This window comes from Robertkochia marina (assembly GCF_004799345.1).
GTDB classification, from domain to species: domain Bacteria; phylum Bacteroidota; class Bacteroidia; order Flavobacteriales; family Flavobacteriaceae; genus Robertkochia; species Robertkochia marina.
Genome location: NZ_SSMC01000002.1, coordinates 310,136 through 333,829 on the forward strand (window position 1 = coordinate 310,136; position 23,694 = coordinate 333,829).

Genomic DNA, 23,694 nt, shown 5'->3' on the forward strand with positions numbered 1-23,694 from the left:
TTAACTTGTTTCGTTTTGATCGTTCCAGTCCCAGAGTATAAGGTACCAGGAATCCGTTTGATCATAATAATTTAAGATGGTCTTAAATCCCGTTTTCTCATGAGCTCTTAAAGAACGCTGATTGCTTGCTGATACTTCAGTAATAAAGTGATCAAAATACGGGGAATAGTATTTTCTGTGTTCATTGTATAGGGCGTAGAACAGGCCGGTACCCCGGTACTTTTCAGCAATACAGATCTGCCCCATAATATAATAGTTACTCTTACCCAGGTTACTTCCTTTATACTCCAAATTGTTAATTCGCTCGAACATCTCCTCTAAAACAGGAATGCGATCCTTTAAGTCGGGCGTCATGGAAAGGGCATATCCCACCACTTCCTCCCCATCAAGGGCAATAATGTGGTTCAGGCGGTTATTCATTTCCTCCAAAACCTTACAATCGTGTCGGACAGTTAAAAACCCTTGTTCCTTCTGAACTTCATCCGATAGTACTTCCCTGAGATTTTTGGATTGCAGGTCCAGGATACCTTCAAGGTGGGCTTTTGTATGTGCCTTACAGATACGTATCAAAATAAGATCAGGTTCTCAGGTTAGGCTAGTGGTTGTTAAAGATATCTTTTGGCATATGCATGGTTACCAGCATATTCGGCATGTCTACCACCTCTGCGATCTTCAGGTCGCCTGCCAGCGAACACAGGGCATAGGCTTCCTCCTGAGAGAGTCCCTTTTCGGTCATCAGGTATTCCACCATATACAGATTGGCCTTTTTGGCAGCCTCATCAATGGTTGTCGCAAAGCCGGTTGTGGCATAGTAGGAGTCTGTTTCGTACTGAGGTTCCTGAATACTGCGGCCTTTGATCAGTTCGATCTGGTAAACCACTCGTAAAGGCACTTCGATGGCAGTACCGCATACTTCCCCCAGGCCCTGAACGGCGTGACCGTCTCCAATAGAGAAAAGCCCACCCTCTACAAATACCGGGAAATACATGATAGTGCCTTCGGTCATATTCGGATCGTCCATATTCCCGCCATTGGCCCTTGGAGGAATGGTAGACAGCATTTCGGCGGTATCAGGGGCCACACCCATAACTCCCGGGAAGGGATTGAGTTTAAGTGAGATGTTTTCATTGAAGGCAACGGTAGCCTTATTCGAGCTGAGGTCATAGACTTTAAGGTATTTACTATCCAGGGTATCGGCAAGAAAACCAAACCCGGGCAAGATGGCGTTCCAACCCCAATCTCCCAATTCGATCGTATGAAGGGTCACCTTCAGGATATCGCCCGGAACAGCATCTTCTACATAAACAGGACCTGTAAGCGGATGAATAGGATCAAAGCTCAGAGAGTCAAGGGCTTCGAGGGTAGATTGCAGTGAAAACTGCTCATCGCTGGCATCTTCGGTAAAAGCCTCTATAACAGCACCGGAAGCTACCTTAAGCACCGGAGGAATAGCGCTGCTGAATTTACTATGTGTTTGATCTTTGGTCAGGGTGTGGGTTATGGTAAGAGTATCCGGTTCTTCTGCTGCAGAAGGTGAAGCCGTGGCTTTTGATGGATTGTTGTTCTCGCCGCAGGAAATCAGAAGACATGCTAAGAGAACCGGGATGTATAAAGAAGTAAAACTTAAAGAGCGTAAGGTAAAGATCATGATGGTAATGCGATTAATTTTGGTTGCGATCCAAGACCGAAACAGGTTCATTAAAGAGTGAATTTAATTAATTTCCTGTAAGAAAACCCTAAAAACCGGTGTTTCCGAATATTTACAGGGTGGTTTTTAGCGCTGAGGTAACCAACTGAAACACTAACAAATATCATAATTTCTCTCTTTCATGTAGTGTATCTTTAAGACAATATAAAAGAACTACTTCATGAAAACTGCATCTTTAAAGACATTGGATCTGTCTGTGCCCGTGTGGGACCAAACCTTTGTTGTGGCTCCACTCGTTGTTGTGGGGACCCGTGAAGGCGATCGTTATGATATGGCACCTAAGCATATGGTCACCCCGCTTGGGTTCGATAATTTCTTCGGTTTTGTGTGTACTCCCGATCACAGCACCTATCATAACGCGATCAAGCAAAAAGGATTTACGGTAAGTTTTCCCAAACCAGACGGGTTAACGGCTACAGCGCTTACGGCTTCTCCCCGGAGTAAGGGAATCTCTAAGATAAAACCGGTTATAGATGCCTTGCCCACCGTGAAGGCAGAGAGGGTTGATGCCCTTCTCCTGGAAGATGCCTATTTACAGCTGGAATGCTCTCTTTTTAAGATCATTGATGGGTTTGGACGAAACAGCCTGATCACCGGGACTATTAAAGCGGCCTATATTGATCCGGCCTACAGACGTGAATCTGACCTTGATGAGCAGGAACAATTAAGAGAATCAGGGTTACTCACCTATATTGCCCCCGGCCGCTTTACGGTAATCAAGGACACCTATAATTTTCCTTATCCAAAAGATTTCAGAAGATGAAAGGAAACGTCCATACAGCAGAGGAGGTGATGGATGTTCTGAGATCAGAATCAGAAGCCATATACGATACCCTGGAAACTCTGGTGTATATGGAATCTCCTTCAAGTAACCGGGACGCCTTGCGCGGTATTATCAATTACCTGGACAAGACTCTTAAGAAAATGGGGTATTATACGTTTAATTACCCGGGAAAGAATACCGGCGGATTGTTATATGCCCGGCCCAAAAATAGAGAGAAGCAACAGCCCATTCAATTGATGATCGGACATTGTGATACCGTGTGGAAGAAGAATACCCTCAGGTCAATGCCGTATAGGGAAGGGGAGAAAAAAATTTCCGGACCGGGAGCTTATGATATGAAAGCAGGAATAACCCAGATCATATACACGCTTAAAACCCTGCAGTACCTCGGGCATACCCCGGAGGTTTTGCCTGTGGTGCTTATCAATACCGATGAAGAGATAGGGAGTGTTGAATCAAAAAGGATCATCAGACGTCTGGCAAGAATTGCTGAAAGGGCTTTTGTCATGGAGCCTCCTTTGGGCTTGGAAGGAAAATTAAAAACAGAAAGAAAAGGAGTAGGCCGATTTACCCTGACCGTTAAGGGAAGGGCAGCCCATGCAGGATTGGATCCTGAAAAAGGGATCAATGCCATTGTAGAGCTTTCTCACCAGATACAAAAACTCTATGCCATGAATGATCCTGAGAGAGGACTAACGGTCAATGTAGGGATGATCAGTGGAGGGGTTTCTCCTAATGTGGTGGCTCCTGAAAGTAGTGCGGTAATCGATGTCAGGGTGAATAATAAGGAGGATGGTAAATGGATTACCCGTAAGATCATGAACCTCAAGCCCGACCTTCCGGATTGTGAACTTGAAATTACCGGGGGTATTGGAAGAGCTCCAATGGAATCGAATTCGCGTAATCGCGCCTTATGGGAAATGGCGCAGCAAAAGGGAGCCCAACTGGGGCTTTCCCTGGAAAGCGGAAAGGCCGGAGGAGGATCTGATGGTAATATAACCAGTGAGTTTACGGCCACCCTTGACGGATTGGGAACTCCCGGAGATGGTGCCCATGCCGATCATGAATATATTCTGAAGGAATCCCTTATTGAAAGAACAGCTTTGTTGACCCTTTTGGTCATGGAACCCTCTGTTAAAATGAATTGATGAGACCAAGCAGCTACATCTTCACAACCCTGACCAGGATCTCAGATCTTGAAGCCCACCCTTTTGAGGTGAAAAAGCTTCATAAAGATCGTTGGGCCTCCGGAGATTATGTGGTTTCCCGAATTACGGGAATAGGCAGTTCTACCTCAAAACTGGAACTTCCCAACGGTCGTATGCGCGGGGTAATAGGTGGAGAACTCGTGGTTGGCGCATTAGGGGTTCGGCATGCTACCCTCGAGGCTACAGGTACCTGGAAAGAGGTGCAGGAAGACGGTGAGATGCATATGCTTTCCGGGGGTGGACTCATGGGAAAGCTGACCTCCAAGTCAATGTTTATTCCTGAAATGATTCCGATCAGATATGAGGGACACGTTATGCGGGGTAATGAGAAATGTACCATGGGGCAATTCGTGACCCCTTGTAAGGAAAGAGATTATATGATTCCAACGGTATTATTTATAGGAACCTCCATGAGTGCAGGAAAGACCACCTCGGCCCGGATTGTCACCTCCCTGCTTACAAGGGCAGGCTATAAGGTGTTGGGGGCTAAGATCACCGGAACCGGACGCTTTCGGGATATCCTCGCTGTGAAAGATGTAGGAGCGGTGGAGGTCTATGATTTTGTAGATGCAGGGCTGCCTACCACGGTATGTGATCCGGAATTATACCGGGAAAAGCTAAAACATATGCTGAGCTGTATGGCTGCTTCCAGGGCCGATGTGGCCGTGGTAGAGATCGGGGCATCGCCCCTGGAGCCCTATAACGGAGATCTGGCTTATGAAGGTATCAAAGAACAGGTAAAGTGCTGTATTCTCAGTGCCTCCGATCCTTATGCGGTCTACGGGCTTATGGCCGCCTTTGAGGTAAAGCCCGACCTGGTAACCGGCATATCTGCAAATACCCTGGGCGGACAAGAGATGGTGGAAACCTTGTGTGGGGTGCCGGCCATGAATTTATTGGAGCAAAGTTCCATACCCCGTTTAAAAAGCCTGTTGCGACAGAAGCTGGGGGTGAAGGTGTAGAGGGGAGTAGTCCCGCTGGAGCGGGATTAATTCCCAATGCTTGTTGTGATTCACGGGAAAGGCTCTCACAACAAGTTGGTCATTAAAGAGTAGAGAGTAAGAAAGAAACAAAATACTATAAAATAAAAACCAATTAAAAACTACAATTATGAATTCTAAAACATCAGAAAACAAACGACACCTTTTAACAGGGTTTGTAATGATCTCCTTAGGGTTGATCATAGCAGGAGTATTACAGGATCAGTATGCCACCGTAGGTATTCTTTTAATGGCTTTGGGCGGATTATTTATGATCCCAAAGATGCATTAATGAAAGTATTCTAAAGCGTAGCATTTCAGTTTATGTCTTTTAAAATCGTTATAAAATTAACAAGATGAATCCACCGGAGGAACAATATCGCAGGTATGTATTTTTTGGCATCGTCCTAATTTCTCTGGGCGTCATATTCAATACAACTTTAGATAACCTCTCCGGTTCGCTGGGTACGGTTCTCATTGCCTTTGGTGGACTCCTCTTTATTGTAGGCATGAAGAAGAAAAGAGACGCTTCGAAGTGAGGTTCATTTGAGGCGTAAATAAGAGAGAATGTCGCCAATGAACACAATTATCTTAACACATTTTATTTTTCAAAGTTTTTGGAGAAGGAGTGTACTCTTTTTCCTGTTGGGATTGTTGTTTCCTTTCTTTTGGGTATAGGCCCAGGAGTTCACTTATAATGGTCAAGATTTTATCAGGGTATATGATCTTAACGGACAAAAGATCGGAAAGGGTAAATTGGTAAAAGGCAACTCTTCAACGCTTGAATTATACCATGAAAAGCGGTCGGTTTTGATCCCGCTGAAAAAAAAGGAAAGGTCAAAACCAAACACTCCGCATGGCATAACACTCTTGTAGGAATGGGGGGCGGAGCTGTGGTTGCCGGCACCCTGATGGCCGTTGATGATGATGTGGATTTTTGGGGAGGCTGCGGGCAGGCATTTGTCGCCGGGGCTATTGTGGGTAGCGTCGCAGGAGGTATTTTGGGTGCCATCACGGCAATTTTTAAGAACCCAAAGGTTTATCACAACCAAGGTGATCCGGAAAAGTTCAGGGAGTTTCTCACCATCATGAATCAATAGTATTTGAAAATTCTGAGCATAAAGAGAATGGTTAGCTGAGTACCGGCATATCCCTAATGCCAATATCTTATATTTGCAGACAGGAAATAAACGGGTATGGATCTTCAGGACACTAAAAATTCACTTCACGCAGATATCGTAATTATAGGTGCCGGACTCACCGGGTTAACCCTGAATTATCTCCTGAGATCAGAAGGATTGAAGGTCGTGGTTGTAGAAGCCCGTGATCGGGTAGGAGGGCGTATTCATACACTTCATAAAAAAGGGGAGCCTACGGTGGAAATGGGGGCTACCTGGTTTGGCTCCAAACACATTCACCTGGTATCCCTATTGAAGGAACTGGGACTTGGATGGTTTCCACAAAGACTGGGTAAAACCGCTATTTATGAGTATATGTCAACCAGTCCGCCCCAATTAGTAACCTTGCCCGATAACGACGAACCCAGCTTCAGGATCAAAGGAGGTACTTCTGAACTAATCAAAGCACTGAACACCTGCCTTTCAAGTGACCAACTACTTCTGAGTACCAGGGTAACCGCAATTAATGATAATGGGGATCACCTCGTTGTTCAAACCGATTCAGGTACCATCAAGGCTGTCAGGGTAGTATCAACCCTACCGCCAAATCTTTTCCAAAGCAAGATCGCTACTTCTCCCGGACTCCCTGAAAGGTTGCTTGAACTCATGCAGCAAACCCACACGTGGATGGGCGAGTCGATCAAATTCGCCCTCACCTTTAAAGAACCTTTTTGGAGAAATGCAGGCACCAGTGGTACGGTATTCAGCAATACCGGTCCGGTTACAGAAATGTACGATCACGCCGATTTTAATGATGAGTATTTTGCGCTGAAAGGATTTCTTAATGGAGCCTATCATTCGGTAAATAAAGAAGAACGATTGAAGATCATACTCGGGCAATTAGAGAAATACTATGGAGCAAGAGTAAGGGAGTATATAAATTTTCATGAAGTGGTTTGGGCACATGAACCCTTTACCTATGCCCCTTATGAAGGTCATATTTTTCCGCATCAGCATAACGGTCATGAACAATTCAGGCAGCCGTTCATGGAGGGCAGGTTATATCTGGCAGGTTCAGAAACGGCCCCTGACTTCCCCGGGTATATGGATGGGGCGGTAGCAAGTGCGCAATTCGTAGCAAGACAACTTAGAAAAGAGCTGTGATAATGAAAAATGATTCCCCGGTGTATTGAAATTCAAGCTATTTGTTTTAATTTCACATGACTAGTTATAAGAGGTTCAGGCACTTATCATTGGTGTATTAATTGTTATTGCTTTTTTCTGAGCCTTGTTAATATCCCTGGAACCACTCCAGCCGCTATTTAATGAAACCGTTGTATAACCAAGTTTCATGGAATGAGCCGTAATCGAAAAACCATCCGTATTGTTGTGATCACCCTTCTCGGGGTGTTGCTGCTTGTTCTGATGCTATTGCCATTACTGATAAAAAATTATATCATAAAAAACAGTGAGGAGCTTATTGGCAGGCAGGTATATATGGAGAAGCTTCGTATAAATTACTTCACCAGCACGCTAAGCATTTATGATTTTATCATGTATGAAGCAGACGGGGAAGAAACCTTTTTCACCTTTGATACCCTGATCGTGAATGCCGAACCTTATAAATACATAAGTAAAACCATCTCAATTGATCAATTCTATTTGGAAGGCCTGAATCTGAACCTGAAAAAACGTAATTCGGCCTATAACTTTGATGATCTTGTAAAGTACCATACTGCTACGGATACAACAGGTTCAGATTCCGGAGAAGGAGATGAAGAGGAAGTGTTTAAATACCAATTATCTGAGCTGGAATTAAAAGACGCCTCGGTGAAATTTGAAGATGGAGATGTTAATGAAACAACTTCCATGGAAGACCTGGGTTTTTATGTGCCCTATATAGAGTGGAACCAGGAAGACGATAGTGAGGCTGATATCGAACTGAAATTCTCAGAAGGCGGTACGTTACGCTCCTCTTTTGCATACCATCCACAAACCGGCGATTTTGAAGGAGGCGTTGAACTCGAAGGCTTACAACTGCAACCCTTTTATAAATACGCTGCAGAATATGCCAATATTAAAGATCTTAAGGGGGTGGTCAATACGACTATTAATCTTACAGGAAATGATAAAAGCCCGGAAAGATCATTGATCTCGGGAAATATCGAGGTGAATGACTTTATCATGACCGATGAGGAAAATGAAAAGTTTTTCGGCAGTGAAAAGGTGACCTGTTTGCTGGAGGAGATCAATTATCACGAGCAGGCCTTTATCCTTTCTGAGCTCCGTATAGAAGAGCCCTATATAAAGTTCCAGTTGGATTCGGCCTCCAATAATCTGTTCCGTATTTTTAATATTACCCCTGAAACAGCTGAATCTTCTGCAGATGCTGTTGATACTGCAGAAAGCGGAAAAAAGGAAAGCTCCGCTGAGGTTGCAGATGCTGCCTCCGCTGATTCCTTATCCGGAAAGAGCACAGATGCGATCTACTACGCCCTCAAAAAGGTAAAAGTAGATAAGGGGGTACTGGATTATACAGATAATCTTACCGGGCAGCCTTTCGAATACCACCTTAGTGAGATCATGATAGATACCGACAGCATATACAGTGATAGTGATTGGATAGATATCTTATCTGAAATGCTGTTAAATGAAAGAGGCACCCTGAAGTCTAAACTCGGGTTTAACCCGCAAAACCCCATGGACCTCGATATAGATATAGCCATCAAAGATTTTGTTTTGGCCGATCTTAATATTTATTCAACGCACTACACAGGTCACTCTATCCTCAATGGTGATATGTTCTATTTTACCAATTCAAAAATTGAAAAGGGACAGATCACCAGTGAAAACAACCTCCTGATCAAGGATGTTTCTGTGGAAAATTTGAAAGGCGGACTATGGTCTTTACCCCTAAAGCTTGCCGTGTTCCTACTGAAGGATAAAAACGGAGACATTGAACTGGATGTGCCCGTGAGAGGTGATCTCAATAACCCGGAGGTGGATGTTTGGAAGCTGATTGGTACGACCCTTAAAAAAAAGATCTTTAATGTGACCGATAACCCGGCCAGAAGCCTTGCTAAACTGGTTGATGCCGAACCCGAAGACCTCGAGGCTTTGGTTCTCAACTACCCGGACACGGCGTTAACAGATGAACATAAAAGGCAATTAGACCTTATTCTTGAGCTTGAAAAAAAGAAAGAAGGATTGAGCATCGTCCTGAATTATGTATTCGATGAAGATCTGATGCGGGATTCTCTTTTCTACAACACAGATTCTACATCAATAGGAGGAGTCATAGGGGACACATCGACTGTTGCAGCTACTCAAGCGGAGTTGAATGTAAACAAACCGGATTCTGAATCCTTGCAAATGGGAGCAATGGTGAATGAGTATTCCGATTATCAGAATTTAGATACCCTGCTCCTGGACTATGGCAATAAACTAAAAACAAAAATAGAAGGCTACCTGACAGAAAAAGAGGCTTCCACCAACATGACCATAGAAATAGCTGAACTCAGTGATCCTGCCAATGTAGGTACTACTCCTCAGTTTAAAGTGAAGTATGATGTAGGTGAATCTAAAGAAGAGGAACCTGCAAAACAGACCGCCAGGAACAATGAGGATAGTTCGGAGGAACAGTAGTCAAACCTGGTGGCTACCCTGAATCGAACCACCATACCTTCATGAAGGCATATAATGAAACTATATCCCCATTATTTAAACGAAGTTTCCAGGCGAATGAATCCGGTTATTAAAGCTTTGCAACCTTCCACTTACCTGATTCGTCCTTAAAGGCTACCAACCCGGACGACACTATTTTTGAGACCATCTCAGGCTGTTTGTACTTCTTAGCATCGAGCAGCACCCCCTTATGAGCGGTGAGGTATTTTAGTTCGTCTCCCTGGGTGTTGATAAGAACCTCATCAAAATTCCTGTCAATGATCTCCTTGTTCAGGTATTGGTTAGTACCTCTTACCTGTTCTTCCATTTTGAGTACAATGGCATACCCATCCTTAAAAGCAGTTGCATTCAGGTATATGGGTTCGATCACGATTTCACCACTGGTATCTATATACCCGTAATAAGGAATACCTTCTTTGGTCTGTTGGATAAGGCATCGGCCTTCTTTGAATTCAGGAGCTTTTTCTCCGGTTACCAGATCGTCACGATAATCAATAACCAGGGCGCCCTCCTGATCGATAAATGCCCACTTTCCGTCTTTTTCAACAGAAATAAGGCCGTCTGAAAGTTCTCCCACGGCAGCAAGTCCGCTATGCTCCTGTGCTGAAAGTATGAGCGTAAAAACTCCCGAAAGAAGAAATAATAAGAGCTTTTTCATTTTAATACGTTTTACGGTTCAGATTAAATGTAGCAGACTTGGTGGTAAAATTAAATGACGCACATCATCTTTGTTATTTATCTATAATTTAAGCAATTAAAACCTCGCGCTTCCTGCGAATCAGGGTGGGTAGATATCCATGAACCCTCCAAAGATTTGACCTCCCAGATTTCCTTAAATGTTAATATTTTATTAATTTTATAGGACAACCATAACACCCCGGGTGTTTAAAACCAATAAGATGTTACTAAGAATAGTGATGGCCTGCTTTGTCAGCCTTTCTATCCTTGCTTGTGGGAACAGCGGAGAGGATGCCATCAAAACCACCGGAGAAGCTGAAATAACAGAAGATTTTATTGCTATGGAGCGTACAGAAGTGAAAGCTGTTTTTGACGAGACCTTCTGTAAAATGGAGAATAAAACATCTTTAAAACTGAATATTTGCCGCTCGTATAAAAAGCAGCTCAAGTCATCAGGAAAATGCCGGGATCATTCTGTAGGTAAAAAAAGAATTCAGGATCCTGAGATCTCTGCAGATAATCTTGTGAACATTGACTACAGCCCGGACGACCTAAGGATCGATATTTTTGATGACCTGGCTGTGGTAAAATATGTAGCCGTGCTGCATGCTGAACTCAATAACCAAACCGGACAACTAAGCAGTGCCGGTACCATGGAATTCGTCAAGGAAGACGGTCAATGGAAAATGGTTCATGAGCATCTATTGGCAAAGAAGTGACAGGTAACAGGTGACAGGTAACAAGTTACAAGTGACAGGTGACAAGTTATATAGGGAGGAGCCCTGATTACCTCCTCGAATTAATAAAAGGTTTGTGAGCCCGGAATGAAATCTCCATTACCTAACTTTCTACCATCTACCATCTACCATCTACCATCTACCATCTACCATCTACCATCTACCATCTACCATCTACCATCTACCATCTACCATTCATCATTCATCATCCATTGCATACACCGCAGCCTTGGCGAAGGTGTATTATTCACCATTCATTGCATACACCGTAGCCTTGGCGAAGGTGTACCATCCATCACGCCTTCGTCGTTATGAATTCCTGCAGCCTGTTCTGTTTCCCTGCGGTCGCATTCCAGACGCAGTCATTCATAATTCATCATTTCCGACTTACGACTCCCTAACAATCGCCTCCATTTTTTTAATACAGGTATCCACCTCTTCTTCGGTATTAATCACGCAAGGGGTGAGTCGGGCGTAAGACACCCGATAAGGAGAGGCACTGGCAATGATTCCATGTTGATGAAATTTCTTTACCAAAGTAACGGCATCCATGCCCTCGATCTGCATACAATTGATTCCTGCAGAAAGTTCAGGGTTCATAGGGGTAAGTATATCAACCCCCTTGATGGCTTCTAACCCTTCTTTTAGTTGGGTGTTCAGTGCCGTTGTGCGTTGGTGTACCTTGTCTCTTCCCATTTCCATTTGAAAATCGAAGGCGGCATTCAAGGCCCAACGATGGTCAAAGGCATGAAAGCCTCCGGGGGTGATCACTTCGTTAAAGGTAGGTTTAGCAGAGCTTTCAAACCCTAACCAGGTTTCGTAAGCGTATTGTGAAAAAGGAGGGATGGTAGGTCGCACAAAATCCCAGGCAGAACGTCTTGCATACAGAATACCGGTACCTCGTGGCCCGAAGATCCACTTATGGGTGCCGGCAGAAAAGAAGTCACAGCCCATGGCACTGATGTCTTCATCCTGGTTTCCAAAGCCGTGTACCCCGTCTACCGCAAAATAGATACGGTTACTTTCGTCTCTTGATCTGTTTGCTTCTTCGATAACATCGGCAATGGCACGAATGGGGAGCTTCACCCCGGTACAACTATGTACCCAGGTTACCATGACCACACGAGTTTTATCAGTGATAGCCCTGGCAATATTTTCAGTGACCTCTGCAACCGTAACGGTCCTTGGATCCTGGTATTCGTCGATCTTTCTGTAACTCGCTCCGCTCTTCTCGCAGGCAAACTCTATAGACTTGTCGGTTACATAATGATCATGGGTGGTTTGTATGATCTCATCTCCCGGTTTTAATTTCATGCCGTTAAACAGGAGGGAGGTGCCCATGGTGGTGCTGTCGGTGAGCGCGATCTCTTCCGGATCAACATTCATATATGCACCTGCAGCCTTGGTGACCACCTTCTCGGCCGTCATAAAATGTTCTTCCCAATAAGTGGCGGGGTTTGCGTTATAAGCCTTGCGATGTTTCTCAATAGCTTCAGCTACCGGGGCGGGGTGGGAGGCCAGCAGCATCTGGGCCATTTGAATATGTTCATGGTCAAGCATGAATTGAGATCGCACCCATTGCCATGAATTATTATGAATACCTCCTTCAACAGAGGGTATTTTATGTTGATTCTCAGTTTTAAAAGCATGGAGTGTGGAGGGAAACATGGAGGCCATTCCGAGGGTGAGTCCGGAGGCACCGATAAACTTACGTCTGTCCATTGTGAATATGGTTTGGTGGTTACCTCCTCAAGGTAGTTCAAAAAAATGATTCAATCTGCGGTTAAGTAGCTGAAAAACAGTATTTAAAGTTTGATTTTGAGCCATGACACACTCAATCTAAAGAGACGAACACCTATTTTTTATAGGATATAATCTATGAAAATCCGATGAAATGCACATATGAAAGATAAAATACTGAAAATCAACAATTTATTGCTGTTTTTATACAAGATGTGAGGTATTCTTCGGGCGTATATTTGCATCGTTGAAATTTTGAAAGGCAGTTGATCGGGAAGGCTAAAACGCTTCTCGCATTTTGAATCCCGCATCACTCTAAAATATCACTTATCCTACTTGAGACCGGTAGGAGGTTCCTGCCCCCTTTGGAACCTACTCAACGTCTCTAATTAAAGTTGACAATCAGTTTTTTTAAGTTATGTGTTTTAGGCCACCCTGAGGGGTGGCTTTTTTTTGTTGGCGGGCGAAGAAGCGAAGAAGTAAAGAAGCGAAGAAGGAATGAGGAGTTAAAAATGTACAGTGGACATTTTTAGCGAATGGGCCAGGTGGCGCGGTGGCAGGCAAAGGAGTGGAGAACCCGGTTAAACTGCAGATTGCAAACTGAAAAATTCAACCGACTCCCCACTCTTTAATGACCAACGTTTTGTGAGAATCCAATGGGTGAATCACAAAAAGTATTGGGAATTAATCCCGCTTTAGCGGGACGACTCTTTATCTACCTACCTGTCTATTCACCTACCTATTTACCCGTCTGGCTCCCAACCACAACAGACCTCTTCTTTGAGATCAGATCGAATACCTGTTTCAGGTCGGCTTTCAGATCTTCAATGTCCTCGAGTCCAACCGATAGTCGTATCAGATCTTTGGTGACTCCTGTCAATACCTGGTCTTCATCGTTCAATTGTTGGTGGGTGGTACTGGCGGGATGTATGATCAGCGATTTCGTATCTCCTATATTGGCGAGCAGGGAGAACACTTGTGTTTTATCGGCTATGATCTTTGCGGCCTCATACCCGCCTTTTACTCCAAAGGTAACGATCCCGCTTTGTCCTTCGGGTAAATAACGCTTTGCAAGGTCGTAAAATGGGCTATGCTCCAGTCCGGGGTAGTTAACCCAGCTAACCTCCGGTTGTTGTTGCAACCATTTGGCCAATTCTAAAGCATTTTGGCTGTGTTTCTTGATCCGTAGCTCCAGGGTTTCCAGTCCCTGGATGATCTGAAAAGCGTTAAACGGACTTAAGGCGCTTCCGTAATCGCGTAAGCCTTCAATACGCACCTTTGCTATAAAGGCGGCTTCCCTCAGGGCTTCGCTGTACACCAGGCCGTGATACCCGGGCGAGGGCTCCGTAAATTCAGGGAATTTCCCGTTAGTCCAGTCAAAGGTACCGGCGTCAATAATAACGCCTCCGAGGGCAGTTCCGTTTCCGTTAATGTATTTGGTCAGGGAGTGGATCACCAGGTTAGCCCCGTGTTCAATAGGATTTAAAAGGTAGGGGGTGGCCACTGTATTATCTACAATAAGGGGTACCCGGTTACTTTTCGCCTGCCTGGAAATAGCTTCAATATCCAGAACATCCAACTTTGGGTTACCCAGAGATTCAATAAAAAATGCCCTGGTATTTTCCTGTGTGGCTTTATCAAAGTTTTCCGGATCTGAGGGATCAACAAAGGTGGTGGTGATACCATGTCGGGGCAGGGTTACACTCAGTAAATTAAACGTACCTCCATAGAGGCTGCTGGAAGCCACGATATGATCGCCTGCCTTAAGCAAGGTGAGCAGGGTAGTGGTAATGGCTGCGGTTCCTGAGGAAGTGACCACGGCCGCAATACCATTTTCAAGGGCAGCCAGTCGCTGCTCAAGGATGTCGTTGGTGGGGTTGTTGATACGGGTGTAAATGTTTCCCGTTTCAGCCAGTGAAAAAAGGTTGGCCGCATGATCAGAATCCTTAAAAACATAGGCGGTTGACTGATAAATAGGAACCGCGCGGGTTCCTCCGTTTGCGGTTACATCGTGTCCGGCATGCAACGCTTTGGTTGCGAATTTTTGTGTACTCATTTTTCTTTTTTTTTGAGTTCATAAATGATTTAAACCCAAAGTCAAATAAGCTTCGGCAGAAGCATACTTAATAGAAAAATGTTATAAAGAAATACATAACAGCAGGGGCGCTGTTACGGTTGGTTATCTATCTGAGATGATCAATCACCTCATGTAGAATGTAGCACCTTCTTACAGGGTAAGGGTTGCTAAGGCTTCGCAGGGTCTATTCCCTCCACCTTTCTTGATAACATTTCAGTAAGTCTTTGAACTTTGTGAGCACAAATATTTTGAATTAAATATTTAATATCCAAGGATTTTTGCAAATAAATATATAATTCCTATCGGATTAGTAGAGTTTAATGGGTAACAGGTAGGCAGGTAAACAGGTAGATAGGTAGATAGGTAAGTAGGTAGGCAGGTAACCATGCCTTCGGCTTGGCGGGCAGGTGACAGGTAGGCGGGTAGGCGGGTAGGCGGGTAGACAGGTAGACAAGTAAGCAGAAGGCCGAATGGTTATTAAACATTCAGTGAACCTTTAATAGTGAGGAGCCAGCTGACGAGAAGGTATATTTTTCAGTAAAGACAGATAGGGATTTCTTAAACTAGGTCAAAGGGAGATCCAGAGTAAAATTCAGGAGATCGCCACGGCCATTACATGGCCTACCACTGACGGATTTAAATTTGGTTGAAAAAAATATAAAATGTGGCTCCCCACCCTGGAAAGGGAGGGGTGGATCAGGGTGAAACCCTGAGACGGGGCGGGTTGATTCAGGTAATGTTCATATACAACCCCTTCCCCTCTTGCTTATAGCAAGAGTACCTTCCCCTGACCAAGGGAAGGAGCCCAATATTAATATAACTAATCCGTCATCATTCTACACAAGAAATCTAATTTCAGCGGTCTCGCGAAGACGAATAATTTTAACTTCATAATCCATAATCCATAATCCATAATCCATAACCCGTACCCCGTACCTTATACCCCGATCTTCTCCACCACTCCCAAAGCAGCGCGTTCTCCTGATAACATGGCCGCATTTAAGGAGCCATTGAGCAGGTAGTCTCCTGCGAGAAATATAGTGGTGGTTAATTGTGTCTCAGAAGGAAGCATTTCATACTGCAAACCGTTCAACTTTGGCAATGCCTTGGGGATCCTGTAGTGTTTCAGACATCTCATGGTTTCTATGCCACAAAGATCCTTTAGTTCTTTTTGCACAGCGGCGATCAGGTCTTCCCGGGAAAGATGGTGTTTCTTTACAATCGTTACTGATAACAACTCATTTTCGCCCCTGGTGGTTGATGGCAGATTGGTATGATAACAGATGTTGTTGATAAGTGTTTTGGGTTCCGGAATGAGTCCGATCAGCGGTTTTTCAATAACTTTTTCAGCAGTTTCAAAATAGAGGGTGTCACAGGCAACCCATTCACATTCCTGGTCATTCAGGTTCGGAACCAATTTCCCGGGTTCAGTGGCAATGATGGTGTAATCACTTTCCAAAGTAACGCCATCCTCAAGATGTATTTCTCCATCACTAACTGACCTTACCTTAGCGTTAAATTCAAAGCGGGTGTTTTTCAGTCGTTCCTTTAATTGATTTGGGATGGCTTGCATACCCGCCCGTGGCAGGGCCGCATACCCCTCGCCGAACATCTTGTAAACGAACTCGAACATTCTGCTTGAAGTTTGCAGTTCGGGTTCCAGGAATATACCCCCGAAAAACGGCCGGAAGAATTGATCGATCATGTTATTAGAAAAACCGAAATCCTGCAGGTATTGCAGGGTGGTCTTTTCCGGTTGCTCGAAGATGCTTTGCAGGTCCCGGCTTTTTAGAAGGTTGTTGAGCTTTAGAACCTTTAGTTTATCAGTGAAAGATCCAATGCCTGAAAAAAGAGTGGGGAGCAGTAAATTAAAATCCCTAAGCGCATCTCCCAGGATCTTTTTTTGTCCGTTTTTGAAAATCACAGCGCCGGGGAGAATTTTTTGAAGCTCCAGTGCTTTTAGGTCTAAATATTTTTGCGCCGAAGGGTAGGCCGTTAGCAACACCTGGAAGCCGTGATCCAGTTGATATCCCCCTACGATGTCAGTTTTAACTCTTCCTCCAACCCTGTGGGTGGCTTCCAGGATCACCGGATGAAAACCACGTTCCTCAAGTACAATCGCCGCAGTGAGTCCGCTGATCCCGGCCCCGATAATATGAATTTTTTGATCTTTCTTTTCCATAAATAATTGATAGCAATGCTGGTATACCTCAATACGAATTTACTGGATTTATTGCTGCTAACTGCCACATTTAAAGCTATTCATAATAAAGAAGTCTTTATCTGAACAGTCTGATAGCGGCTGGTAAGAAGCTGTTAACCGGGGAATTAAAGAATCACTGGATGTAAGGGTTATCAATCAAATTAGAAGGATAGGGTTCCTTTTCAGATTACTGATCAACCTGATACCCAAGTTTTGCCAGTTGCTCTTTAGTTAAATACAGCATGTTCACATCAAGGGTGATGATGTTTTCAGGTGCATCCAGGGAATCGGTGGGTACCGTCGCAACAGCTTCCAGTACGTCAAGCCCTTTAATGACCTGCCCGAAAATGGTATAATTTCCGTCCAGCCTGGGAATGCCTTCTTTGTCATGAACAATATAGAACTGGCAGCCTGCCGATAACTTATCGGGGTTGTCATCACGTCCTGCGCCTACAGCCCCATAAATATGCTTTAGGTTGTCATTGAATTCGGGTTCGATCAGGTAGGGAGAATCGCTGAATCCTTCCGGGGTATCCGGACAGCCCCCTTGCACCACAAAATCTTTGATCACTCGGTTAAAGCTCAGGGAATCCCAATAATTCTCCTGTGCGAGTTTTATAAAATGATCCTTATGATTCGGGGTTTCGTCATGAAGCCAAATAAGCATTTCCCCTTTCTCGGTAAGGATCTGCCCAATAGGATAGTTTTCGTCTTGTCCTTTTGTAAGCGTTCCTGAAAGGAGGATTCCTGTTCCAAGAGTCAGACAGAAGCTCATGGCAATGTATAGTGTTTTCAAGTGGTTGATGGTTTATAGGTTCGACTGTTGTTATGATTTCCTTCCCAAGATAGGAAATAAGTGGTAATCGCTATACGTGCATATATCCGAACCTCCGGTTTCATCCGCCGCAACTTTTGTGAAGACGGGAATCCTGGCTCATGCAATATGTATTTTTTGACCTTTTTTCAATGACTAAATACTAGTTGGTCACATCATAGTTTCATCGGATTCATTGTTTATAAAGTTGTCTTAAACGAATAACTACTATTAGATCATAATACATCATTTCCTCACAAGTATCGACTATTTACTTATATTTAAGGATAGAAAGTGACATTTAGTGCTCTCTCATTGAGCAGTTTGAATCTATTTTTGTTGAATTAATCTTTAAATATTCTACAGTAATAATTGCTGTTTTAAGCATTCTTTGATAGCCTTGCATCTATAAAAGGACCAACCTTCATATGCGCCTCCTGGTAAGGGCTTTAAAACAAGTTATAATAGGCCATTTCAAGGCATTCAAATTAAACCAACCAAATATGAAAACGATAATTAATTCTTTGAAATATTTCGCAATAATCAGCGTCACAATCCTGTTTATGTCATGTCAGTCCTCTGAAAAAACAAAACATGAACCCATTCCGACAGGAGAAGGGAAGTTAAAGGTTGAGGGAGGAAATATCTGGTATAAGGTAACCGGAGACGGACAGGACACTCCTTTGGTGTTATTACACGGTGGGCCGGGATACTCCAGCTTCTATCTGAAACCTCTGGAGGAATTAGGAAAAGATCGGCAGGTAATACGCTATGACCAATTAGGAGCAGGGAAATCAGATATGGTTACAGATAGCAGCCTGTTTACTGTAGATCATTTTGTAGATGAACTGGAGACCCTAAGAACCCATCTTAAGGTCGAAAAATGGCATGTGTTAGGGCACTCATGGGGAAGTATCCTGGCATTGGAATATTTTAAAAAATATCCGGATCATGTGACCTCCCTGATTTTTGGAAGTCCCTGTCTGGATCTGAAGTTATGGGAACAAAGTACGAATGAATTGCTTCTAACATTACCGGATTCATTGCTGACTGCCGTTCACAGGGCCGATTCAACCGGAGTATATGATGATCCACTTTATGAAAAAGCCATCAATACATTCTACGATAAGTACCTATGGGGGCAGGACCCAGTGTTGGAAGAATTGGATAGTATGGTGAGTACTGCTAATCCGGCAGTTTATACCTATATGTGGGGTCCAAGCGAATTCAGTATCACAGGGACACTTAAGAATTATAATGGATTAAAGAATATGGAGGAAACAGATCTTCCGGTGCTTTTCACAGTGGGGGAGTTTGATGAAATTAAACCGTCTTATGTTCAGGATATGGCTGCACACTTCAAAAACTCCAAAGTGAAGGTGTTTTCCAACTCCAGTCACCTGACGACCTGGGATGCAAGGGAACAAAATATCCAGGTGGTGAAAGAGTTCCTGGAACAGCAGGAGGTTCAATAGCAGAGTCATTCCGGATGACAAATCCTTTTTCTGATAGGGGTCTTTAAATACATGGAAAGAATTAATTAAAACATCAAGAAAAAGAGTCTAATAAAGACTGTTCTGATTTTTGTAATTTTCCAAAAGAAATAATCACATTCATAACACCATGAAAAAACTGATCCTGACCGGTATAATACTGAGTCTTGTTGCCTGCCAAACGAATAAGGGCGAACAAAAAAGCGATGATACAGCCAATGATACCATAGCGATGAATCCTATTCAACAAAAAGTAGATGAATTTGCCGAATTTACCCTGACCACCGATGTCTCGGTGCTGAGTGAAAAAGAAAAGCAGATGCTGCCCCTGCTCATTGAGGCCGCACAGATCATGGATAAATTATTTTGGAAGGAGGCTTATGGAAGTAAAGATTCCTTAATGGCCGAACTAGGTCCGGCACAAAAGGCTTTTGCTGAGATCAATTATGGTCCCTGGGAGCGGCTGAATGACGACAAACCCTTTGTTGAAGGGGTAGGGCCCAAGCCTGAGGGTGCACAATTTTATCCGGAAGATATGACCAAGGAAGAATTTGAAGCCTGGGACAACCCGGATAAAGCAAACGCCTATTCTTTTGTGAGAAGAGATGAGAATGGCGAGCTCTACCTGCAGCCCTATCACGAGGCTTTTAAGGAAGAAGTAAGCAGGGCTGCCGAACTGTTGAGACAAGCCGCTGAACTGGCCGAAGAGGAAGGGCTCAAAAAGTATTTAACCCTAAGAGCTGATGCATTAGAGAATGATGAGTACCTGGAGTCTGATATGGCCTGGATGGATATGAAAAATAATTCCATTGATGTTGTAATAGGCCCTATTGAAAATTACGAAGACAAGCTTTATAATTACCGTAACGCCCATGAGGCTTATGTGCTTATCAAGGATAAATCCTGGAGCGAGCGTTTAGAGAAATACGCTTCCTTCTTGCCTGAATTGCAAAAAGGATTACCGGTTGATGCTCCTTATAAAAAGGAAATGCCCGGAACCTCTTCTCAATTGAACGCCTATGACGTGATCTATTATGCAGGAGATTGTAATGCCGGAAGTAAGACCATAGCCATCAACCTGCCGAATGATGAGCGGGTACAGCTGGAAAAAGGGTCCAGAAGGTTGCAGTTAAAGAACGCTATGCAGGCCAAATTTGATAAGATCCTGGAGCCGATCTCCGAGGTGCTGGTAGCAGAAGAGCAGCGTAAACATATTACCTTCGACGCCTTTTTTGCGAATACCATGTTTCATGAGGTAGCCCACGGCCTGGGCATTAAAAACACCATTAATGGCAGCGGTACTGTCCGCGAAGCATTGAAAGAAAAAGGATCAGCCCTGGAAGAAGGGAAGGCAGACATTCTTGGGTTGTACATGGTTACCAAGTTGCACGAGATGGGAGAGATAGAAGGGGAGCTTATGGACTATTATGTGACCTTTATGGCCGGTATTTTCCGTTCGGTACGGTTTGGAGCGGCCAGTGCTCACGGACAGGCGAATATGGTTCGGTTTAACTATTTCCAGGAAATGGATGCCTTTAGTTTTGATGAGGCTACCGGACAGTATGCGGTGAACTTTGAAAACTTCCAGCAGGCTATGAATTCTCTCTCAGAGAAAATTCTAACCCTTCAGGGCGATGGTGATTACGATGGGGTTACCCGGCTGTTTGAAGACATGGGACATGTTAGCCCTGAATTGCAGAATGCCCTTGACAGGGTATCGGAGGCCGGTATCCCCAGAGATATTGTCTTTGAGCAGGGTACCGATGTTTTAGGGTTGTAAGAAAAAGGCAGATAATAAATTCAAAAGCCGGTTCTTTAGGGAACCGGCTTTTTTATGAAACGCTCTTTGATTAGGTAGAATGTATTTTATATGCAGGTTTAAACAGAATTTTCAATTCCAGCCGGAAAGGTGAATGCCTGGTAGAGATAACCTTATAAATTTTCATGATATTATTTTAAGACGATCCCTGTAACAACTCAACAGGTAAATCGTTGTAATGGCAAACCCATCTATACAATATGAGTTCAGATAAGATTAAGCATACCCCCTTAACCAACACCAGGGTCGATATTAAGATCAAACTGGCATTGCTGTGGACTTCCCTGATGTTTCTCTATATCTATGCCGATTATTTTCGGTTGATGACGCCGGAGAAGCTGGATAACATGATGAACCTCCAAACGCCTATGGGACCAACGACCCCGGAACTACTGGTTATATTCTCCGGAATTTTGATCATTCCGGCGCTGATGATCGTTCTTTCTATAATGCTCCCGGCAAAGATTAACAAATGGATGAACATGGTTGTAGCCACGATCTATGCGTCTATGTCGGTCATGATCATAAGCTCAAGTATGGGAGTTGAATGGCAAAACTTCTTTGTGCTCTTTAATGTGGTAGAACTTTTGGTTTTCACCATGATTGTTGTCCAGGCCTGGAAATGGCCGAGAAACAAATAATTGTAAACAATATAAATGTATATGAGCGAAAATCACTCTCAATTAGTTAAGTCAGCGCGGATTACAGGAATTTGGTATTTACTATTGGCGATCTCTGGAGTGCTCGGATTTATGGTGGTACATCCCCAGGTATTTGTGTCAGGTGACCCGGAAGCGACGCTTACCAATTTGATCGATCAGGAATCCACAGCCAGGTTACGACTTTTACTGGAATTTGCGATTGTTGTATCTCAGGCGCTTACCGCCGTATGGTTTTATAAACTATTTAAAGATGAGGACCAATGGGCCTCCTGGGTCATGGGTACTTGGGGAATGACCAATGCTGTAGTCATAATGATAAGTGCCATTGCCATGGCCTCTGCTATTAGCATTGCAAATGCTTCAATGCCTGCCCTGGAAGACAAGGTGGTGATCATTCAGGTATTACAGTATATCATATCAAATGCCTGGGGAATAGGAGGACTTTTCTTCGGACTCTGGCTTTTTCCCATGGGGTACCTGGCGATCAAATCGAAAAGAATGCCTGTTTGGCTGGGTAGAGTGATACTCCTCGGCGGGTTGGGGTATCTGGTGAGTACCGTGGTACGTTATTCAGGTATTGACTTTTCATATAACAGATTTCTGATCCTTCCCGCAACCATCGGCGAATTCTGGATGATAGGCTATTTATTATTTGTTGGGGTTAGAAATGATAAGAATTAAGATCACTCCATTTTTCTGATTATTCTAGTTATAAACAATATGACATCCCAATAAGATAGTTACCCGGCTTTTCAATTTTTGCGCCAATTGTAAACCTTACGCTGTATGTGCTCCCGGGAATTTCTCTAATAGCTTTCATAGAACTATTAGAGGTAGTTTCCTGGCATGTTGTAAAATCGGTCTTCAGGATCTGCGAATTAAAAGGAAGTTCCTGGGTATGGTTTTGATAATAAAGAGGTTATGTTGGTTTTAAGACACCGATGCAATCGATGAGTTTATCATAAATTTTCTATACTTAAATTATTTTGTTTAACTTTGTGTCAAAATTGTTAAACAAAAATGACTCGCAAGAAAAGAGAAATCCTTTTCAAGCCCCTTGATCCTTTTGGGATTATTATTGCCACCGGTATTGTGGTAGCGTGGTTCTTATGTTTGTACTACCTTTTACAATGGGAGATTTCCATTTACAGTCCGGCTTTATACTTCGGCATTCTCTTACAGGCGCACTTATATACAGGAGTATTTATAACCTCTCATGATGCCATGCATGGTACCGTTACAAAGAATGGGGCTATCAATACCTTTTTCGGCCGGCTGACCTCCATGCTTTTTGCTTTTAATTCATACGATCAGCTTATCCGTAAACATCATATGCATCACCGGCATGTGGCTTCTGAGGAAGATCCTGATTTTCACGAATCAGGCAATTTCTGGACATGGTATTGGAATTTTCTAAAGAATTATATTACCCTGAAGCAGCTCATCCTTATTACCGTAACCTTTCAGGTATTACTGCTTGTTTTCCCGATAGAGAATATTATTCTGTTTTGGGTTGTGCCCAGCGTTTTGTCAACATTTCAACTCTTCTATTTCGGAACATACATCCCACATCGTACTGGTCACCACAGCGAGAACAAGTACAAATCGGGAACCTTGAAGAAAAATCACCTCTGGGCTTTTCTAAGCTGTTATTTTTTTGGTTACCATTATGAACATCACGATGCCCCCGGGGTACCCTGGTGGCGATTGTGGCAGATGAAATGATTATTCATTTTACAAGGAGCCTCCTTGTCATTTAACAACAATTTTACATAGGACCTTACCTAGGTCTTTCACTATGCACACCTTGGTATTTTAATTATCATTTTTTGGATACCAGTCCTTCTTTACAGACTTTTCCTTAAGGTTCTGTTGATGTCTTGTTTCTTTTGATTGTTTTCAATTTTTCATAACTAAAAATTGTAGCTTTTTTCTTATCTTAAGGGGGTTAAACCATGAATAAAAGTCAATTTTTCAAATTTATAGCGG

Annotated in this window: 21 protein-coding genes and 1 riboswitch; of the genes, 14 read left to right on the plus strand and 7 right to left on the minus strand. The window is 43.5% G+C overall.

All coding sequences use genetic code 11. From position 1 onward, the window contains the following. Together E7Z59_RS07875 and E7Z59_RS07880 are read right to left on the minus strand one after the other, a co-directional pair. Entirely contained in the window at positions 1-570 is a 570-nt protein-coding gene (locus tag E7Z59_RS07875) for a GNAT family N-acetyltransferase (RefSeq protein WP_136335776.1), read from the minus strand. A gap of 25 nt (positions 571-595) precedes the next feature. Further along, positions 596-1,699: an acetamidase/formamidase family protein gene (locus tag E7Z59_RS07880; protein WP_199287180.1), complete on the minus strand. Its 1,104-nt coding sequence runs from the start codon at positions 1,697-1,699 to the stop codon at positions 596-598. A 169-nt stretch (positions 1,700-1,868) separates the two neighbouring features. Here E7Z59_RS07880 and E7Z59_RS07885 point away from each other — a divergent pair, with 169 nt between their 5' ends. From E7Z59_RS07885 to E7Z59_RS07915, 8 genes are all read left to right on the plus strand, one after another. Then, positions 1,869-2,471, plus strand: a complete 603-nt coding sequence (locus E7Z59_RS07885) for a flavin reductase (RefSeq protein ID WP_136335777.1) — start codon at positions 1,869-1,871, stop codon at positions 2,469-2,471. Beyond that, entirely contained in the window at positions 2,468-3,640 is a 1,173-nt protein-coding gene (locus E7Z59_RS07890; RefSeq protein ID WP_136335778.1) for a M20 family metallopeptidase, read from the plus strand. The genes E7Z59_RS07885 and E7Z59_RS07890 overlap by 4 nt, the downstream gene beginning before the upstream one ends. Further along, a complete protein-coding gene (locus E7Z59_RS07895) occupies positions 3,640-4,662 on the plus strand; it encodes a hypothetical protein (protein ID WP_136335779.1) in 1,023 nt (340 codons plus the stop codon). The genes E7Z59_RS07890 and E7Z59_RS07895 overlap by 1 nt, the downstream gene beginning before the upstream one ends. Before the next feature lie 148 nt (positions 4,663-4,810). Then, a complete protein-coding gene (locus E7Z59_RS15225) occupies positions 4,811-4,972 on the plus strand; it encodes a hypothetical protein (protein ID WP_168731256.1) in 162 nt (53 codons plus the stop codon). Between the two features lie 64 nt (positions 4,973-5,036). Next, a complete protein-coding gene (locus E7Z59_RS07900) occupies positions 5,037-5,219 on the plus strand; it encodes a hypothetical protein (RefSeq protein ID WP_136335780.1) in 183 nt (60 codons plus the stop codon). A 339-nt stretch (positions 5,220-5,558) separates the two neighbouring features. Beyond that, positions 5,559-5,780: a hypothetical protein gene (locus tag E7Z59_RS07905; RefSeq protein WP_136335781.1), complete on the plus strand. Its 222-nt coding sequence runs from the start codon at positions 5,559-5,561 to the stop codon at positions 5,778-5,780. A gap of 96 nt (positions 5,781-5,876) precedes the next feature. Then, a complete protein-coding gene (locus E7Z59_RS07910) occupies positions 5,877-6,962 on the plus strand; it encodes a flavin monoamine oxidase family protein (RefSeq protein ID WP_136335782.1) in 1,086 nt (361 codons plus the stop codon). A 192-nt stretch (positions 6,963-7,154) separates the two neighbouring features. After that, on the plus strand, positions 7,155-9,443 hold the full coding sequence (locus E7Z59_RS07915; protein WP_136335783.1) for a DUF748 domain-containing protein: 2,289 nt from the start codon (positions 7,155-7,157) through the stop codon (positions 9,441-9,443). A gap of 109 nt (positions 9,444-9,552) precedes the next feature. On the opposite strand, the gene E7Z59_RS07920 is transcribed toward E7Z59_RS07915, so the two are convergent. Then, positions 9,553-10,140, minus strand: coding sequence for a WG repeat-containing protein (locus tag E7Z59_RS07920; protein ID WP_136335784.1), 588 nt, complete (start codon positions 10,138-10,140; stop codon positions 9,553-9,555). Between the two features lie 241 nt (positions 10,141-10,381). On the opposite strand from E7Z59_RS07920, the gene E7Z59_RS07925 reads away from it, so the two are divergent. Further along, positions 10,382-10,879 (plus strand): nuclear transport factor 2 family protein, encoded by a 498-nt coding sequence (locus tag E7Z59_RS07925; protein WP_136335785.1) that lies wholly within the window; start codon positions 10,382-10,384, stop codon positions 10,877-10,879. Positions 10,880-11,284: 405 nt separating this feature from the next. On the opposite strand, the gene E7Z59_RS07930 is transcribed toward E7Z59_RS07925, so the two are convergent. From E7Z59_RS07930 to E7Z59_RS07945, 4 genes are all read right to left on the minus strand, one after another. Continuing rightward, entirely contained in the window at positions 11,285-12,619 is a 1,335-nt protein-coding gene (locus tag E7Z59_RS07930) for an aminotransferase class V-fold PLP-dependent enzyme (protein WP_136335786.1), read from the minus strand. A gap of 757 nt (positions 12,620-13,376) precedes the next feature. Continuing rightward, positions 13,377-14,693 carry an O-acetylhomoserine aminocarboxypropyltransferase/cysteine synthase family protein gene (locus E7Z59_RS07935; protein ID WP_136335787.1) on the minus strand — a complete coding sequence of 439 codons (1,317 nt, stop codon included), beginning with the start codon at positions 14,691-14,693 and terminating at the stop codon, positions 13,377-13,379. A 120-nt stretch (positions 14,694-14,813) separates the two neighbouring features. Further along, a riboswitch (SAM riboswitch) is annotated at positions 14,814-14,926 on the minus strand. Between the two features lie 725 nt (positions 14,927-15,651). After that, on the minus strand, positions 15,652-16,896 hold the full coding sequence (locus E7Z59_RS07940; RefSeq protein WP_136335788.1) for an NAD(P)/FAD-dependent oxidoreductase: 1,245 nt from the start codon (positions 16,894-16,896) through the stop codon (positions 15,652-15,654). Positions 16,897-17,104: 208 nt separating this feature from the next. Next, positions 17,105-17,713, minus strand: coding sequence for a peptidylprolyl isomerase (locus E7Z59_RS07945; RefSeq protein WP_242015637.1), 609 nt, complete (start codon positions 17,711-17,713; stop codon positions 17,105-17,107). A gap of 581 nt (positions 17,714-18,294) precedes the next feature. Here E7Z59_RS07945 and E7Z59_RS07950 point away from each other — a divergent pair. From E7Z59_RS07950 to E7Z59_RS07970, 5 genes are all read left to right on the plus strand, one after another. Further along, positions 18,295-19,206: a proline iminopeptidase-family hydrolase gene (locus E7Z59_RS07950; protein ID WP_168731257.1), complete on the plus strand. Its 912-nt coding sequence runs from the start codon at positions 18,295-18,297 to the stop codon at positions 19,204-19,206. Between the two features lie 148 nt (positions 19,207-19,354). Continuing rightward, a complete protein-coding gene (locus E7Z59_RS07955; RefSeq protein WP_136335790.1) occupies positions 19,355-21,004 on the plus strand; it encodes a dipeptidyl-peptidase 3 family protein in 1,650 nt (549 codons plus the stop codon). A gap of 239 nt (positions 21,005-21,243) precedes the next feature. Then, positions 21,244-21,684: a DUF6326 family protein gene (locus tag E7Z59_RS07960; protein WP_136335791.1), complete on the plus strand. Its 441-nt coding sequence runs from the start codon at positions 21,244-21,246 to the stop codon at positions 21,682-21,684. 21 nt (positions 21,685-21,705) lie between these two features. After that, the gene (locus tag E7Z59_RS07965; protein WP_199287179.1) at positions 21,706-22,386 is read left to right on the plus strand and encodes a DUF4386 domain-containing protein; all 681 of its coding nucleotides are present in this window, start codon (positions 21,706-21,708) and stop codon (positions 22,384-22,386) included. 339 nt (positions 22,387-22,725) lie between these two features. Continuing rightward, positions 22,726-23,430, plus strand: a complete 705-nt coding sequence (locus E7Z59_RS07970) for a fatty acid desaturase (RefSeq protein WP_136335793.1) — start codon at positions 22,726-22,728, stop codon at positions 23,428-23,430. Positions 23,431-23,694 lie beyond the last annotated feature (264 nt).

What these genes read in the sequence shown, in the direction of transcription:
- E7Z59_RS15225 (WP_168731256.1), top strand. Translation starts at nt 4,811, where the DNA reads ATGAATTCTAAAACATCAGAAAACAAACGACACCTTTTAACAGGGTTT.
- E7Z59_RS07925 (WP_136335785.1), top strand. Translation starts at nt 10,382, where the DNA reads ATGTTACTAAGAATAGTGATGGCCTGCTTTGTCAGCCTTTCTATCCTT.
- E7Z59_RS07935 (WP_136335787.1), bottom strand. Translation starts at nt 14,693, where the DNA reads ATGAGTACACAAAAATTCGCAACCAAAGCGTTGCATGCCGGACACGAT.
- E7Z59_RS07915 (WP_136335783.1), top strand. Translation starts at nt 7,155, where the DNA reads ATGAGCCGTAATCGAAAAACCATCCGTATTGTTGTGATCACCCTTCTC.
- E7Z59_RS07960 (WP_136335791.1), top strand. Translation starts at nt 21,244, where the DNA reads ATGAGTTCAGATAAGATTAAGCATACCCCCTTAACCAACACCAGGGTC.
- E7Z59_RS07905 (WP_136335781.1), top strand. Translation starts at nt 5,559, where the DNA reads ATGGGGGGCGGAGCTGTGGTTGCCGGCACCCTGATGGCCGTTGATGAT.
- E7Z59_RS07965 (WP_199287179.1), top strand. Translation starts at nt 21,706, where the DNA reads ATGAGCGAAAATCACTCTCAATTAGTTAAGTCAGCGCGGATTACAGGA.
- E7Z59_RS07910 (WP_136335782.1), top strand. Translation starts at nt 5,877, where the DNA reads ATGGATCTTCAGGACACTAAAAATTCACTTCACGCAGATATCGTAATT.
- E7Z59_RS07900 (WP_136335780.1), top strand. Translation starts at nt 5,037, where the DNA reads ATGAATCCACCGGAGGAACAATATCGCAGGTATGTATTTTTTGGCATC.
- E7Z59_RS07880 (WP_199287180.1), bottom strand. Translation starts at nt 1,699, where the DNA reads ATGAACCTGTTTCGGTCTTGGATCGCAACCAAAATTAATCGCATTACC.
- E7Z59_RS07955 (WP_136335790.1), top strand. Translation starts at nt 19,355, where the DNA reads ATGAAAAAACTGATCCTGACCGGTATAATACTGAGTCTTGTTGCCTGC.
- E7Z59_RS07970 (WP_136335793.1), top strand. Translation starts at nt 22,726, where the DNA reads ATGACTCGCAAGAAAAGAGAAATCCTTTTCAAGCCCCTTGATCCTTTT.
- E7Z59_RS07890 (WP_136335778.1), top strand. Translation starts at nt 2,468, where the DNA reads ATGAAAGGAAACGTCCATACAGCAGAGGAGGTGATGGATGTTCTGAGA.
- E7Z59_RS07895 (WP_136335779.1), top strand. Translation starts at nt 3,640, where the DNA reads ATGAGACCAAGCAGCTACATCTTCACAACCCTGACCAGGATCTCAGAT.
- E7Z59_RS07950 (WP_168731257.1), top strand. Translation starts at nt 18,295, where the DNA reads ATGTCATGTCAGTCCTCTGAAAAAACAAAACATGAACCCATTCCGACA.
- E7Z59_RS07930 (WP_136335786.1), bottom strand. Translation starts at nt 12,619, where the DNA reads ATGGACAGACGTAAGTTTATCGGTGCCTCCGGACTCACCCTCGGAATG.
- E7Z59_RS07885 (WP_136335777.1), top strand. Translation starts at nt 1,869, where the DNA reads ATGAAAACTGCATCTTTAAAGACATTGGATCTGTCTGTGCCCGTGTGG.
- E7Z59_RS07920 (WP_136335784.1), bottom strand. Translation starts at nt 10,140, where the DNA reads ATGAAAAAGCTCTTATTATTTCTTCTTTCGGGAGTTTTTACGCTCATA.
- E7Z59_RS07940 (WP_136335788.1), bottom strand. Translation starts at nt 16,896, where the DNA reads ATGGAAAAGAAAGATCAAAAAATTCATATTATCGGGGCCGGGATCAGC.